Below are 14,921 nucleotides of genomic sequence, written 5' to 3' on the forward strand. Positions count from 1 at the left end.
GCTCCCATGCCTCCTCGCTTCTCGCCGCGATGGCCGCACGCGCTCGCCTCCCTGCTGTGGCTCCTCCTCATCCTCGTCCGGCCGGCCGAGGCGCAGCTGAACCTGCGCGTGGGGCCCGGCGGCGCCTTCCAGCCGATGCCGATCGCGGTGGCGGATTTCTCCGGTGATCCGGCCCTGGCGCCCCTCGTCGCCGGCATCGTCACCAACAACCTGAAGCGCTCGGGCTACTTCGTCCCGGTCGAGAAGGCGCGCTTCCCCGAGAGCCCGAACTTCGATGCCGCCCCGCGCTTCGCCGCCTGGAAGGATGCGGGCGTGCAGGGCCTCGTCACCGGCCGCATCTCCCGCGACGCCTCCGGCGGCATCAAGGCCGAGTTCCGGCTCTGGGACGTGCTCTCCGGCCAGCAGATGATCGGCCAGCAATACGCGGGAAGCGCCGCCAATGCGCGCCGGATGGGCCACCTGATCTCGGATGCGGTCTACACCAAGATCACCGGCATCGGCGGCTACTTCGACACCCGGGTCGCCTTCGTGGACGAATCCGGCTCGAAGGAGCGCCGCCGCAAGCGCCTCGCGATCATGGACCAGGACGGCGCCAACGTGCGCTACCTGACGAGCGGCGAGGCGGCCGTGGTGGCGCCGCGCTACTCCCCGGCGACGCAGGACATCACCTACATGTCGCAGACCACCGGCCAGCAGCCGAAGGTGCAGGTGATCAACCTGGAGACCGGCGCCCGGCAGGTCATCCCGACCACCGCCGAGATGAGCACGAGCCCGCGCTTCTCGCCGGACGGCCGGCGGCTGGTGATGAGCGACCAGGACGGCGGCAACGCCAGCATCTACGTGATGGATCTCGGCTCCAAGGCGCAGACGCGCATCACCAACGCCAACGCCATCGACACCTCGCCCTCCTTCTCGCCGGACGGGCGCGAGATCGTGTTCGAATCCGACCGCGGCGGCCAGCAGCAGATCTACGTGATGGGCGCCGACGGCTCGAACCCGCGCCGCATCTCCTTCGGCGACGGCTCGGCCTCGCAGCCCGCCTGGTCCCCGCGCGGCGACTACATCGCCTTCACGCGCCAGCGGATGGGCTCCTTCGCGATCTGCATCATGAAGCCGGACGGCTCCGGCGAGCGGGTGCTGACGGAGGGGTTCCACAACGAGGGCCCGACCTGGGCTCCGAACGGCCAGTACCTGATGTTCTTCCGCGATCCCGGCGGGCAGGCGGGCGGCAAGCTCTACATGGTCGACATCACCGGCCGGGTGGAGCAGCCGGTGCCGACGCCCTCCTACGCCTCGGACCCGACCTGGTCGCCGCTGATCGATCCGCAGCGCTGAGGCGTGAGCCTCGGCCCGCCGGTATTCTGCGAACGCGGCGAGCCTCGAAGCACGCCGGAACGGGAATCCCGGGCGCCGAGACGTGGATCAGCGCACAGGAATGCTTCGAGGGCGCTTCGCGCCACCTCACCATGCGGATGGGGGTGAATGCCATCCATGGGAGAGGAACCGCTGCACCCTCGGGGTTGGTTCCGCTGACGCACCGGCGACCGGGATGTGTGAGCGGCACCGCCCTCTCGGGAGAGGGGATCCCGCGCCGTCCGGTCACACGCGCAACCCAGGTCCGGACGGCACAAACCCGCATCGCGCACCGATTCAGCGATGATTAACCACGCGCTGCTAATACAGAGGCAGCCGAAGTTGGCACTTCCCGGAATAACGGACCGATCCGCGGCGGCGTGAGCTTGCGTTCCGCCAGCATCTGCTGGCGCGTGCGCGGCAAAGGACCGACCGGCGGCCGTGCGGGAAGCGCGTATCCGAGTAGCGTCCCGATGGTTCAGCGCGCGTCCGCCTCCGATCGTCCGTCCCGGCGCGATCGCACCGCCTTCCCTCCGCGCTGGCCGGCTCCCCGCCGCGGGCTGATCCGCTGCCTCCTGGTGGCGGGCGGCGCGGCGTGGCTCGGGCTCGCGAGCCAGCCGGAGCCGCCGAGGCCGGCCCCGCCCGCCGAAGCCCCGGGACCGGCCGCGCGGCCGGACCCCGCTCCCGCCCCGGCGGCTCCGCGCCAGGCCTGGATGCTCGATCCGAGCCCGGCGCTCGATCCGGCCCTGCTCACGTGGCGGCAGGCCGCCCTCGACACCGTGAGCGGCTTCACGGCGCCGCAGCCGGCCGAGCCCGCCGCGCCCGAGGCGCCCTCCCCTGTGCTGACCGTCGCGGAGGCGAGCGCCGAGCCGTCGCTCGCACCCGATGCGCGGCTCATCCTCCAGCCCGTGCCGCTGCCGGTGCCGCGGCCGGCCGAGTTCCGCATCGCGGCGCGCACCCCCGAGACGCCGCGCCTCACCGCCCGGCAGACGCCGCGCCGCTCGCGGGGCACCCAGAGCACCGCCACCGCCATGGCGGACACGCGCTCGTTCTTCGAGAAGCTGTTCGGCGAATCGCCGAGCCCGGCCCAGCCCGCCCTCGCCTACGCCTCCGTGGGCAGCGGCCGGCTCGACGAGGCGCCCCGCCCGCCGCTCGGCCCATCGCCCTTCCGGCCGGTGGAGGAGGCGACCGCCGTCTACGACATCACCGCGCAGACCGTCACCCTGCCGGGCGGCGAGCGGCTGGAGGCCCATTCCGGCCTCGGCCAGCACATGGACGATCCGCGATTCGTCCACCTGCGCATGCGCGGCGCGACGCCGCCCGGAACCTACCTCCTCACCGAGCGCGAGGCCCTGTTCCACGGCGTGCGGGCGATCCGGCTCAACCCGGTCGGCGGCAGCGGCGCCATCCACGGCCGGAACGGCATCCTGGCGCATACCTACATGCTCGGCCCGAGCGGGGCATCGAACGGCTGCGTATCCTTCAAGGATTACAACCGCTTCCTCCAGGCCTTCCTGCGCGGCGAGGTCCGCCGCCTGGTGGTGGTGGCCGGACGCGGCTGAAGCCGCGGCCGCGGTCCCGCGGCGTCCTGTCGCGGGAACTTTTCCTTGTGCGGGAGATTGGCACCGCGAGACTGAACTCATGAGTTCAGTCGTACGCGAATGACCCAGCCAGTCCGCCCGCTCGACCCCGATCGCAGCCGCCGCATCCTGGAGGCCGGGATGCGGCTGTTCGCGCGCCTTCCCTATGCGGACGTGCACATGGAGGCGGTGGCGGCGGAAGCCGGCGTCGCGAAACCGACCCTCTACCGCTACGTCCCGACCAAGGAGGCCCTGTTCATCGCGGGGCTGGCCTGGACGCTCGCCGATCTGCGCGAGGCCATCTGCGCGACACGCTCGTCGGGTGGCGACGAGGCGGAGCGGCTCGAGAAGGCGGTCGCCCTGATCCTGGAGCGGATCGGGCGGCTCTCGCCCGCCCTCCATGCCATCGAGAGCCGCAGCAGCGATCTCGGCGAGCGGAGCCGGCGCGTCCTGCGCGAGGGCTTCGACGGCCTGCGCGACACTCTGGCGGCGCTCCTGCGCGACGGGGCGGGCGCCGGGCGCTTCGATGTGCCGGATGTCGACCTCGCCGTGCTGATGATGCTCGGCGGCATCCGCATGGCCGTCCACGGCACCGGCCGGCAGGCGCCCTCGCCCGCCGCGGTGGCCGCCTTCTTCCTCAATGGCCTCCGGGCCGGCGCGGCGCGGCCGCAGCCGGCGGCGCGGCGCCTGGGAGCCGTCGCATGATCCGCCTGCTGCTCATCCTCGTGGCCGCCCTCGGCGCGGGAGCCGGCGTGATGATCTACCGGCACGGGGGCGATTCCCGCGCCGCCTGGGCCACCACCCGCGCGGCTCTGCCGCCCTCGGTCGCGCAGCACCTGCCGCTCGCCTACGTGCCGCCGCCCGCGGCCCCCGCGGCGGCGCCCCGGGTGACGGTGGGCACCGTGGCGGCGGGCAGCGTGAACCTGCCGGTGACCCGCAATGCGGTCGGCTGGATCGAGCCCATCGCCACCGTGGTGGTGCGGCCCCGGATCGACGGCGTCATCATGGAGCAGCTCGCCCGCGACGGGCAGATGGTGAGGGCGGGCGAGGTGCTCTACCGCCTCGACGACCGCGAGCTGCGCGCCCAGATCGCCCGCAACGAGGCGGCGCTTGCCCGCGACGAGGCCACCCGCACGCGCACCCAGAACGACGTGCGCCGCGTCGGCGAGCTGCTCGCGCGCAACTCCGCCTCGCAGGCGCAGTTCGACCTCGCTTCCGCCGAGGCGAAGGTTGCGGCGGCCAATGTCGAGGCCGCCAAGGCGACTCTCGAGGCCGACCGCGTGCGGCTCGACTACACCACGATCCGCGCGCCGATCGCCGGGCGCCTTGGCACCGTCCGGGTGACCGCGGGCAACCTCGTGAAGGGCAACGAATCGGCCGGGACCGGCCTCGTCACCATCACGCAGATGAAGCCCCTGCGCGCGACCTTCTCGCTCCCCGAGCGCGAGCTCGACCGGCTCCGCGCCGCCCTCGCCCGGCCGGCCGCGGCGCCGGTGCGGGTCTTCGCCAGCGGCAACGACGCCGTGCTGGCGACCGGCACCCTCTCCTTCGTGGATTCGAGCGTCGATCAGGCCTCCGGCACGGTGACTGCCTGGGCGCTGTTCCCGAACGAGGACGAGCGGCTCTGGCCGGGCCAGTACGTGCGCGTCGAGGTCGATCTCGGGCGCCGGCCGGACACCGTGACGGTGCCGCAGGTGGCGGTGCAGCCGGGCCAGGACGGGAGCTTCGCCTGGGTGGTGAACCGCCAGGGCGTCGCCGAGCGGCGCAGCGTCGAGGTGCTCTCGGCCTCGGGCGGCGTCGCGGCGCTCACCCGCGGCGTGGCGGCCGGCGAGCGCGTGGTCGTCGAGGGGCAGGTGCGCGTGCGCGAGGGGCAGGCGGTGGCGGAGCGCCCGCAGGACCTCTCGCCCGAGGCGCAGGCCGCCGCGGGCCGGCCGACCCGGATCGAGTAGGACGCGCCCGTGAACATCTCGGCCCCCTTCATCCGCCGGCCGGTCGCCACGATCCTGCTCTCGCTGGCCCTCACCCTGTCGGGGTTGTTCGCCTACCGGCTGCTGCCGGTGGCGGCGCTGCCGACGGTCGACTTCCCGACCATCTCGGTGACGGCCCAGCTCCCGGGCGCCTCGCCGGAATCGATGGCCGCCTCGGTGGCGACGCCCCTGATCAAGGAATTCTCCACGATCCCGGCCATCGCCACGATCTCGGCGACGAACTACCAGGGCTTCACCTCGATCACGATCGAGTTCGAGCTGTCGCGCAACATCGACCAGGCGGCGGCGGACGTGCAGGCGGCGATCACCCGCACCCTCCGGCGCCTGCCGATCGAACTCACCATTCCGCCGAGCTTCCGCAAGCTGAACCCGGCCGACGCGCCGGTGATCCTGCTCGCGGTGTCGAGCGACACCACGCCCCTGCCGACCCTCGACGCCTTCGCGCAGACGGTGATCTCGCCCTCGCTCTCCACCATCACGGGCGTCGGGCAGGTGGTGGTTTACGGCAGCCAGAAATTCGCCGTGCGGGTCCAGCTCGACCCCAACGTGCTCGCCGCCCGCGGCATCGGCGTCGACGAGGTGCAGCAGGGGATCTCGAACGCCAACACCTCGACGCCGGTCGGCGTGGTGGAGGGCCGGGGCCAGAACCTCACCATCCAGACCAACACCCAGCTGATGAACGCGGACGCCTTCCGCGACATCATCGTGGCGGTGCGCAACGGCCGCCCGGTGCGGCTCGGCGACGTCGCCCGGGTGATCGACTCGATCGAGAACAGCCGCATCGCCTCGTGGAAGGACGGCAAGCGCGCCCTGGTGCTCGCCGTCCAGCGCCAGCCCGACGCCAACACCGTGGAGGTGGTCGACCGCGTGCGCGCCATGCTGCCGAAGTTCCAGGAGCAGCTCGGCAGCTCCGGCACGATCGGCGTCGTCAACGACCGCTCGGTCTCGATCCGCGAGGCGGTGCACGACGTGCAGTTCACGCTGGTGCTCACCATCGGCCTCGTCGTGGTGGTGATCTACCTGTTCCTCGGCCGGCTCGCCGCGACGCTGATCCCCTCGATCGCGGTGCCGATCTCGATCATCGCCACCTTCGGGGCGATGTACCTGCTCGGCTTCTCCATCGACAACATCTCGCTGCTCGGCCTCACGCTCGCGGTCGGCCTCGTCGTCGACGACGCCATCGTGATGCTGGAGAACATCGTCCGGCACGTGGAGGAGGGCATGAAGCCCTTCGAGGCGGCCCTGAAGGGTGCGGGCGAGATCGGCTTCACCATCCTGTCGATCACCATCTCGCTCATCGCGGTGTTCATCCCCGTGCTGCTGATGGGCGGGGTGGTGGGGCGCATCTTCAACGAGTTCGCCATCGTGGTGACGATCGCCATCGTCGCCTCGGCGATGATCTCGGTCACGCTCACCCCCATGCTCGCCGCCCGCCTGCCCGCCGCCGCCGCGGGCCACGGCGACCACAAGAACCTCTTCGAGCGCGGCTTCGCCCGCCTCCAGGCCGCCTACGAGCGCGGCGTCGACCTCTGTCTGCGCCACCCCTTCGCGGTGCTGATGGTGTTCGTCGCCTCGGTCGGGCTCACCGCGCACATGTTCGCGGCGATCCCGAAGGGCTTCTTCCCCTCCGAGGATATCGGCCAGCTCCAGATCGCCACGGAGGCGCGCCAGGACATCTCCTTCGATGCGGTCGCCGCTCTCCAGCACGAGGCCGAGCAGGTGCTCGCCCGCAACCCGGCGGTGGCGCACGTGGTCAACCGCGCCGGATCGAACGGCTTCACGGGCACGCTCAACCAGGGCTCGTTCTTCGTGGAGCTGAAGGACCGCGACGAGCGTCCGCCCCTCGCCACCACCATCGCGGAACTGCGCCGGGATCTCGCCGAGGTGCCGGGGCTCGCCGCCTTCATCACGCCGGTGCAGAACCTGCGGCTCGGCGGACGGCAGTCGAAGTCGCAGTACCAGTACGTGATGCAGGGCCTCGACCGGGCCGAGCTGGAGCGCTGGTCGGTGAAGCTCACCGACGCCATGGCGCAGGACCGCGCCGTCTTCACGGGCGTCACCAACGACCTCCAGAACGCCGCCCTCCAGGCCACGATCACGGTCGACACCGACAAGGCCCAGGCGCTCGGCATCAGCTCCGACCAGATCCGCCAGACGCTCTATACGGGCTTCGGCACCCGCCAGATCTCGACGATCTACGGCACTTCCGACAGCTACCAAGTCATCACCGAGTTCGACCCGCGGCTGCAATGGACCGCCGACCGGCTCGACGACATCCGCCTGCGCGCGTCGAGCGGGAAGCTGGTGCCGCTCTCCGCGCTCGCGACCATCACCCGCACCCCGGGACCGCTCTCGATCAACCAGCTCGGGCTCCTGCCCGCGGTGACGATCTCCTTCGACGTGCCGCCGGGCGTGGCCCTCGGCCAGGCGGTGGACCGCATCGCCGCAATCAAGCAATCGCTCGGCCTGCCGGGCACGCTCACGACCACCTTCGCCGGCACCGCCCAGGTCTTCCAGGACGCGCTCGCCAACCAGGGCCTGCTCCTCGCCGCCGCCGTGCTGACGATCTACCTCGTGCTCGGCATCCTGTACGAGAGCTTCATCCACCCGCTCACCATCCTCACCGGCCTGCCGGCGGCGGCGGTGGGCGCGCTGGGCGCGCTCCAGCTCTTCGGGATGGACCTCTCGGTCATCGCCATCATCGGCGTGCTGATGCTGATCGGCATCGTGAAGAAGAACGCCATCATGATGATCGACGTGGCGCTGGTGCTCCAGCGCGAGCAGGGCTGGGCGCCGGCCGCCGCGATCCGCGAGGCCTGCGCGCTGCGCTTCCGCCCGATCATGATGACCACCGCCGCCGCCGTGATGGGCACGCTGCCCATCGCTATCGGGCACGGCGCGAGCGCGGAGCTGCGCCAGCCGCTCGGCGTCGCGGTGGTGGGCGGGCTGCTCGTCTCGCAGCTCCTGACCCTGTTCATCACGCCGGTTCTCTACCTCTACATGGACCGGCTCGCCGCGGGCACGACGCGGACGCTGCTCGCCCTGCGGCGGGGACGCCGGCCCTCGGCGCGGGCGCCGGCGGAGTAGCCCCGGCGGAAACGGGTTCGCGGATCAGGGTTCGGTCACGGCTCGATGAGCCGGGGCGGACGGAGTCATACGGTTTCCGGATGATCGCTTCGCGATGCGGAAACCGGCCTCGCTGAGGCGCCGCGCGGGCTCGTGATACGGTTTCCGAAAGTGATCTTCCGGAAACCGTATCACACCGCGTCCCGCACCCGGATCAGCGCGAAGCCGTCCCAGCCCTTCTCGCCGACCGTCTGGACCACGGTGGCGTCGAGGCGCGGCTCGGCGGCGATGAGATCGAGGGCGCGGCGGACGCCCTGCACGTTGGCATCGCCCGCCGGATCGACCACGGCGCCGCGGCGGACCACATTGTCGAGGACGATCACGCTGCCGGGGCGGCTCAGCCGCAGCGCCCACGCGAGATAGTCCGGGTTCGAGGGCTTGTCGGCGTCGATGAAGACGAAGTCGAACGGCGCCTCGTCCACGAGATCCGGCAGGACGTCGATCGCACGGCCCTCGCGCAGCGCGATCACCTCGGACAGGCCGGCGCGGGCGAAGGAGGCGCGCGCGACCGCCGCGTGGCGCGGATCGGCCTCGATGGTCACGAGGCGCCCGTCCGCCGGCAAGGCCCGGGCGAGCCACAGGGTCGAGTAGCCGCCCAGCGTGCCGATCTCAAGGATGCGCCGCGCCCCCTGCATCCGGGCGAGCAGCATCAGCAGCTTGCCCTGGTTCGGCGCCACCGCGATCGGCGGCAGGCCCGCCGCCGCGCTGGCCTCGAGCGCGCTCGCGAGCGCCGCATCCGGCGCGAGCAGCCGCTCGCCGACGTAGCGGTCGACCTCTTCCCAGCGCGCGTCGTCGGTCATCGGCACCTCACTCGATCCAGCCGCGCAGCTCGCGCTGCACGACGTGCGCGATCACCCGCATGCCCTCCGGCCCGTCGTTCAGGCACGGCAGGTAGGCGAAGTGCTCGCCGCCGCCCTCCTCGAAGTAGTGGCGGTTCTCGCCGTCGAGTTCCTCCAGCGTCTCCAGGCAATCCGCCGTGAAGCCCGGCGCCACGATGGCGAGGCGCTTCACGCCCTGGGCCGCCAGCTCCTTCACGGTCTCGTCCGTGTAGGGCTTCAGCCACTCCTCGTTGCCGAAGCGGGACTGGAAGGTCACCCGCATCCGCTCCGGCGAGTAGCCGAGGGCCTCGCGGATCAGCCGGCCGGTCTTCACGCACTGGCAGTGATAGGGATCGCCCTTGAGCAGGTAGGATTTCGGCACGCCGTGGAAGGAGGTGAGGATCACCTCCGGCTCGAAGTCGAGCTTGGCGAGGTCGCGCCGGATCGCGCTCGCCACCGCCTCGATGTAGACCGGGTCGTCGTGATAGGGCGGCGAGACGCGCACCGTCGGCTGCCAGCGCATCTTCATGAGCGCCCGGAAGGCTTGGTCGCAGGCGGTGGCCGAGGTCGCGGCGGCGTATTGCGGATAGAGCGGCACCAGCAGGATGCGGTCGCAGCCCTCGTCGAGCAGCGCCTGGATGCGGCCCTCGACCTCCGGCTTGCCGTAGCGCATCGCCCAATCGACCACGACGCGATCGCCCATCGCGGCCTGAAGCTTCTCCGCCTGACCGCGGGTGATGGTCTTGAGCGGTCCCTCGTCGCGCTCGTTGTTCCAGACCGAGGCGTAGTCGCGCCCCTTCGGTCCCGGCCGCTTGGTCAGGATGACGAGGTTGAGGAGCGGCCACCAGATCGCCCGCGGCACCTCGATGACGCGGCGGTCCGAAAGGAATTCCTTGAGGTAGCGGCGCATCGGCCAGTAGCTGGTGCCCTCGGGGGTGCCGAGGTTCATCAGCAGCACGCCGACCCGGCCCCACGCCACCCGGGGATGTTCCGCGGGCAGCGTGCCGGCGGATTCCGGCGGGGCGGGCGTGGCGCCGCGCTCCAGCACCGCGGTCTTCGTCACCTCGTTCATGACCATCCAGACACGTTCGCCGCGGGGTCGCCCGCGGCCCTTCCTCACACGGGGTCTAAATAGCGCGTCGAGGGCGCGATCCAACGCGTCCTGACGCAGCAGCCCACCTCCCGAGGGTTGCCGTCCCGCGCCGTCCCGCCGAAAGCTTGGCCGCATGACGGGCGCGGCGAATCACCGGCCGCGCCGGAGCCGCGCCCGTCCCCTCCACGGTGGCCTGTGATCGCCCTCCCCTACGATGGTCCCGGCACGCTGCTCGCGGCGGCGCTCTGCCTTCCCCTGCTGCTGGCGCCGGGCGCGGTCTTCGCGCAGGGCCTCGACGCGCCCGGCTGGGCGCAGGCGCGCACCCGCCTCGATCGAATGGCGGTCGCCGCCCTGTGCAGCGTCGCCGGCCTGCCGGTGCTGCTCGATCTCGCCGGCCGGTTCGGCTCGGGGCCGATGCTCGGGCTCACCCTGGCGCTGGCGGCTCCCGGTATCCTGATCCTCGCGCGCCGGGCGCCGGAGCGGACCCCGCCGCGCGTCCTGGCGCTCACCGCCCTCGCCGTCGCGCTCGACGCGCTGTTCGTCGTCGCGATGCTGGTGGACTGGCCCGTCCCGGGCGGTGCGGTGCGCAGCCTGCCGATGGACGATTACGTCAAGCACGCGACGGCGACCTGGATCATCACCCAGACCGGCACGCCGCCGGCCAACCCGACCCTGTTCGAGCCGGGGCGCACGGCCGTCTACTACTACTTCTTCTACACGCTCACCGCCGTGATCGAGCGGGCGGGTTTCGGGCTGATCTCCGGCCGCGAGGCCTCCTTCGGCCTCGCCATCTGGACCGGACCGCTGCTCTTCGCCCTCGCCCGCGTGGTCTACGCGCAGGCGCGGCTGGGGCGCGAGGGCCCTGGTATTCCGCGCGCCGAACCATGGCTCCTCGCCCTGCTCCTCGCGACCGGGCTCGATCTCCTCGGCGTCGGGCTGATCGCGCTCCTGTCGGGCGGCAATTGGCTCGCCAATTTCGAGCAGTGGAACACGGAGGTGTCCGCCTGGCTCACCAGCGCGCTCTGGGTGCCCCACCACGTGGCGGCGCTCATCGCGGCGATGGTCGGCCTGATGGCGCTCGCGGCCGAGCACGAGGCGCCGGCCGCTCGCGGCCTGCGGCGCGTGATCCTGGCGGGGCTCGCCTTCGCGTCCCTGGCAGGCCTGTCGATCTATCTCGCCATGGGCGTCGCGGCGACGCTGCTGCTCTGGCTCGGACGCCTCGTCCTGCTGCGGCACGGGGCGAGCCTCGGCCGCGCGCTCGCATCCGGCCTCCTCGCCCTGCTGCTCGCCGGGTCGTGGCTCGCGACCATCGTGCAGGGGCGGGTTCTCGGCGGCGGTCGCGCGCCGCTCGCCCTTGAGGTGCGGCGGTTCACCATCCCCGACACCGTCATGCCGGAGGGCAGCCTGCTCCAGATGGCGGTCAACCTGCTGGCCCTGCCGCTGAACTACGCCCTGGAATTCGGCCCGTTCCTGGTGGGCGCCCTCGCCTTCTGGCGGCTGGAGCGGCGGCGCGGCCTCACGGGCGAGCTGTCCGTCCTCCTGGTGCTCGGCACCGTCGCCTCGCTGCTGGTCGGCTCCTTCCTGCGGTCGCGCATCCTGTTCAACGACCTCGGGGTGCGGGTGCTGCTGCTCGCGCAGCTCGCGGCCCTGGTCTGGACGCTCGCGGCCGTGCAACGCGGGCTCGTGCGCGGGCCGGTCCCGCCCGGCCTGGGGACGCCGCGCACGCGGATCCTGTTCCTCGGCTGCATCGCCGTCAGCCTCCTCGGGGAGGTCTACGGGTTCACGCGGTATCGCTGGAACTCGGAGATGGAGGCGCGCGACGTCGCCCTGCTGCCGCAGGAGCGCGAGGCCTGGGCCTGGCTCGCGGCGCGAAGGCCGCCCGGGACCGTGGTGCAGGAATTCCCGAACCCGCCGCTCGGCCGCGCCTACGGCTACGGCCTCTACGGACAGTTCCCGACTGCCATCTCCGATCCCTTCAACGGCCTCCTGTTCGGCGGAACGGATGCGGAGGTGAACGCCCGCATCGCTCGCCTGACGCCGATCTTCGAGGATGCGCGGCTGTCCTCCGGCGAGGCCCTGCGGCGCGCCGCGGCCGAGGGGATCGAGATCCTCGTCGTGACCGCCCGCGATCCGGTCTTCGCGGCTCCGGGCGCGTGGCCCCGCACGCTCGCGCCGCTCCACGCCAATCCCGGCGTGATGGTCTTCGCGGTACCGGACGCGGCGCGCGCACCATGATTCCCAGCCTGCCCTACGATGGTCCCGGCACGCTGCTCGCGGCGGCGCTCTGCCTTCCCCTGCTGCTGGCGCCGGGAGCGGTCTTCGCGCAGGGCCTCGACGCGCCCGGCTGGGCGCAGGCGCGCACCCGCCTCGATCGAATGGCGGTCGCCGCCCTGTGCAGCGTCGCCGGCCTGCCGGTGCTGCTCGATCTCGCCGGCCGGTTCGGCTCGGGGCCGATGCTCGGGCTCGCCCTGGCGCTGGCGGCTCCCGGTATCCTGATCCTCGCGCGCCGGGCGCCGGAGCGGACCCCGCCACGCGTCCTGGCGCTCACCGCCCTCGCCGTCGCGCTCCACGCGCTGTTCGTCGTCGCGATGCTGGTGGACTGGCCCGTCCCGGGCGGCGCGGTCCAGAGCCTGATGGCGCTCGACTACGTCAAGCACGCGGCGGCCACCTGGGCGATCGCCGAGGCCGGAACGCCCCCTTACAACCCGGCCTTCCTCGCGCCGGGCGAGCCCGCGAGCTACTACTATTTCTTCTACACGCTCACCGCCGTGATCGAGCGGGCGGGTTTCGGGCTGATCTCCGGCCGCGAGGCCTCCTTCGGCCTCGCCATCTGGACCGGACCGCTGCTCTTCGCCCTCGCACGCCTCGTCTACGCCCAGGCGCGGCTCGCCCCGCCCGATCCCGATGCGCCCCGCGCCGAACCGTGGCTGGTGCTGCTCCTGCTGACGACCGGGCTCGACCTCATCGGCATCGCCGCCCTCGGCCTCCTTCCCCGGGCGGGCGCCGGACTCGCCGGGTTCGAGCAGTGGAACACGCCGGTCGATGCGTGGCTCACCAGCGCCCTCTGGGTGCCCCATCACGTCGCGGCCCTCGCCGCCGCCCTCGTCGGGCTCATGGCGCTCGCGGCCGAGCACGAGGCGCCGCCCCGCCTCGGCCGGAGCCTGCGCCGGGTCGTCCTCGCCGGCCTCGCCTTCGCGTCGCTCGCCGGCCTCTCGATCTACGTGGCGTTGGGTCTCGGCGCCGGCCTGCTGCTCTGGCTCGGACGCCTCGTCCTGCTGCGGCACGGGGCGAGCCTCGCCCGTACGGCAGCGGCCGGGCTCCTCGCCCTCGCCCTCGCCGGATCCTGGCTCGCCACGATCGTCCGCGGACGCGTCCTCGGGGGCGGCCCCGCGCCGCTCGCCGTCGAGATCCGTCGCTTCCCGCTTCTCGACAGCCTCGTGCCCGACGACGGTCCCGCGCAGGGGCTCGTCGACCTCCTGGCCCTGCCGCTGAGCTACGGCCTGGAATTCGGCGCCTTCGCGGTCGGCGCCGCCCTGTTCTGGCGGCTGGAGGGGCGGCGCGGCTTCACGGGCGAGCTGTCGGTCCTGCTCGCCCTCTGCGCGGGGGCGGCGCTCCTCGTCGGATCCTTCGTCAAGTCGGCGGTGCTGTTCAACGACCTCGGGACGCGCGTGATGCTGTTTCCTCAGCTCGCCCTGCTGCTCTGGACGCTCGCGGCGATCCAGCGGGGCCTGCTGCAGCCCGGCCTCCGAGCCCTCGTCATCCCGCCGCGGGCGCGCGACGCCTTCGTCGCCTGCCTCGCGATCAGTCTCGTCGGCGAGGTTTTGGGGATGGTGCAGTTCCGCCGCAACGCCACCATGACCGGACAGGATGTCGCCCTGCTGCCGTTCGAGCGCGAGGCGTGGTCCTGGCTCGCCGCCCACCTCCCCCGCGGCACCGTCGTGCAGGAACACCCGCGGCAGGACTTCGACCGGGCCCTCGGCTACGGCCTCTACGGCCACTTCCCCAGCGCCGTGGCGGATCACGCCAACGCCCTGCTGTTCGGCGGGTCCGAACCGGCGATCCGCGCCCGCATCGCCCGGCTGATCCCCGTCTTCGCCGACACGGAACTCCCGGCGGGAGAGGCCATGGCGGTGTCGGCGGCGGAAAGGATCGGGATCCTCGTGATCACCGGTCGGGATCCGGTCTTCGCCGCGCCCGCGGCGTGGCCGCGAACGATCCGGCCGGTCTATGCCAATCCCGGCGTGATGGTCTTCGCCGTGCCCGGCCCGGAGGCGGCCCGCTGATGTCCCGTCTGCTCCGCGGCGTCCTCGCCGCCGCCCTCGTCTACGGCCTCGCTCTCGGCCTCGGGACGGCCCTGTTCCTCGCCATCATCCGCGCGGGCCTGTTCGCCGGGATCCCGATCCTGTTCTACCGCGGCATCGCCGCCCTCGCCCTGACCTTCGGGCTGCTCGTCGCGGGGTTGGCGGGGCTCGCACGCGTCCCGCGCCTCGGCCTCACGCCGCGCGAGACGGTCGGGGCGAGCGTCACGGCGGTGGCGCTGCTGCTCGCCGCCTTCACCCTCGGGCCCGTCACCGTCGATCGGTCGATCTCGGTCTTCGTCCTCAGCCGCTTCGCGGCGGCGCCCGGCCCCCTCGACGAGCCGGCTCTGCGCGACGCCTTCGTGCGCACCTATGTGGGCGACTGGGCGCAGATCCAGCGCCGGCTCGACGAGCAGGTCGCCTCCGGCAACCTCGTGCGCCGGGAGGGCGGCTACCGGCTCACGCCGCAGGGGGAGCGCTTCATGCGCACCGCCCGGGACACGGCGCGGCTCTTCGACACCGACCGCCGCTTCGTCGGCCTGCCCGAGGCGCCCTGACGGGATGGCGTCCGCGGCATGTCTTCCCCGTCATGTCGTCCTCAGCATGTCTTGCCCGGGACGTCTTCCCTCGGTCAACAAGCTCGGCCACAGAAGAGGCCCGCTTCG

General features: G+C 72.5%; 10 protein-coding genes. 8 read left to right on the forward strand and 2 right to left on the reverse strand.

Annotation, left to right across the window (positions count from 1 at the left end; all coding sequences use genetic code 11):
- Window positions 1-6 precede the first annotated feature (6 nt).
- The 5 genes from tolB to ACE101_RS07185 all read left to right on the forward strand — a co-directional run bounded on the left by tolB (window position 7) and on the right by ACE101_RS07185 (window position 8,008).
- Entirely contained in the window at window positions 7-1,335 is a 1,329-nt protein-coding gene (tolB, locus tag ACE101_RS07165; protein ID WP_379127257.1) for a Tol-Pal system beta propeller repeat protein TolB, read from the forward strand.
- A 491-nt stretch (window positions 1,336-1,826) separates the two neighbouring features.
- Window positions 1,827-2,915: a DUF2778 domain-containing protein gene (locus tag ACE101_RS07170; protein WP_379127259.1), complete on the forward strand. Its 1,089-nt coding sequence runs from the start codon at window positions 1,827-1,829 to the stop codon at window positions 2,913-2,915.
- 99 nt (window positions 2,916-3,014) lie between these two features.
- Window positions 3,015-3,638, forward strand: a complete 624-nt coding sequence (locus tag ACE101_RS07175) for a TetR/AcrR family transcriptional regulator (protein ID WP_379127260.1) — start codon at window positions 3,015-3,017, stop codon at window positions 3,636-3,638.
- On the forward strand, window positions 3,635-4,882 hold the full coding sequence (locus tag ACE101_RS07180; protein WP_379127263.1) for an efflux RND transporter periplasmic adaptor subunit: 1,248 nt from the start codon (window positions 3,635-3,637) through the stop codon (window positions 4,880-4,882). The genes ACE101_RS07175 and ACE101_RS07180 overlap by 4 nt, the downstream gene beginning before the upstream one ends.
- 9 nt (window positions 4,883-4,891) lie before the next feature.
- Window positions 4,892-8,008 carry an efflux RND transporter permease subunit gene (locus tag ACE101_RS07185; protein ID WP_379127265.1) on the forward strand — a complete coding sequence of 1,039 codons (3,117 nt, stop codon included), beginning with the start codon at window positions 4,892-4,894 and terminating at the stop codon, window positions 8,006-8,008.
- 170 nt (window positions 8,009-8,178) lie between these two features.
- Here ACE101_RS07185 and ACE101_RS07190 read toward each other — a convergent pair whose 3' ends face one another.
- The gene (locus ACE101_RS07190) at window positions 8,179-8,847 is read right to left on the reverse strand and encodes an O-methyltransferase (RefSeq protein WP_379127268.1); all 669 of its coding nucleotides are present in this window, start codon (window positions 8,845-8,847) and stop codon (window positions 8,179-8,181) included.
- A gap of 7 nt (window positions 8,848-8,854) precedes the next feature.
- Window positions 8,855-9,937 (reverse strand): ferrochelatase, encoded by a 1,083-nt coding sequence (hemH, locus tag ACE101_RS07195; RefSeq protein WP_379127270.1) that lies wholly within the window; start codon window positions 9,935-9,937, stop codon window positions 8,855-8,857.
- 216 nt (window positions 9,938-10,153) lie between these two features.
- Here hemH and ACE101_RS07200 point away from each other — a divergent pair, with 216 nt between their 5' ends.
- From ACE101_RS07200 to ACE101_RS07210, 3 genes are read left to right on the forward strand one after another with little or no spacing between them, the layout of a single operon-like run.
- Window positions 10,154-12,193 (forward strand): hypothetical protein, encoded by a 2,040-nt coding sequence (locus ACE101_RS07200; RefSeq protein ID WP_379127273.1) that lies wholly within the window; start codon window positions 10,154-10,156, stop codon window positions 12,191-12,193.
- Window positions 12,190-14,241 (forward strand): hypothetical protein, encoded by a 2,052-nt coding sequence (locus tag ACE101_RS07205; protein ID WP_379127275.1) that lies wholly within the window; start codon window positions 12,190-12,192, stop codon window positions 14,239-14,241. The genes ACE101_RS07200 and ACE101_RS07205 overlap by 4 nt, the downstream gene beginning before the upstream one ends.
- Window positions 14,241-14,813, forward strand: a complete 573-nt coding sequence (locus tag ACE101_RS07210; protein WP_379127278.1) for a hypothetical protein — start codon at window positions 14,241-14,243, stop codon at window positions 14,811-14,813. The genes ACE101_RS07205 and ACE101_RS07210 overlap by 1 nt, the downstream gene beginning before the upstream one ends.
- Window positions 14,814-14,921: the final 108 nt, after the last annotated feature.

Origin of the sequence: Methylobacterium carpenticola (assembly GCF_042748905.1) — a bacterium.
GTDB lineage: Bacteria > Pseudomonadota > Alphaproteobacteria > Rhizobiales > Beijerinckiaceae > Methylobacterium > Methylobacterium carpenticola.

Bases quoted from the DNA above. Each gene is read 5' to 3' on its own strand.
- tolB (WP_379127257.1), top strand. From the start codon at position 7: ATGCCTCCTCGCTTCTCGCCGCGATGGCCGCACGCGCTCGCCTCCCTG.
- ACE101_RS07170 (WP_379127259.1), top strand. From the start codon at position 1,827: ATGGTTCAGCGCGCGTCCGCCTCCGATCGTCCGTCCCGGCGCGATCGC.
- ACE101_RS07175 (WP_379127260.1), top strand. From the start codon at position 3,015: ATGACCCAGCCAGTCCGCCCGCTCGACCCCGATCGCAGCCGCCGCATC.
- ACE101_RS07180 (WP_379127263.1), top strand. From the start codon at position 3,635: ATGATCCGCCTGCTGCTCATCCTCGTGGCCGCCCTCGGCGCGGGAGCC.
- ACE101_RS07190 (WP_379127268.1), bottom strand. From the start codon at position 8,847: ATGACCGACGACGCGCGCTGGGAAGAGGTCGACCGCTACGTCGGCGAG.
- hemH (WP_379127270.1), bottom strand. From the start codon at position 9,937: ATGAACGAGGTGACGAAGACCGCGGTGCTGGAGCGCGGCGCCACGCCC.
- ACE101_RS07205 (WP_379127275.1), top strand. From the start codon at position 12,190: ATGATTCCCAGCCTGCCCTACGATGGTCCCGGCACGCTGCTCGCGGCG.
- ACE101_RS07210 (WP_379127278.1), top strand. From the start codon at position 14,241: ATGTCCCGTCTGCTCCGCGGCGTCCTCGCCGCCGCCCTCGTCTACGGC.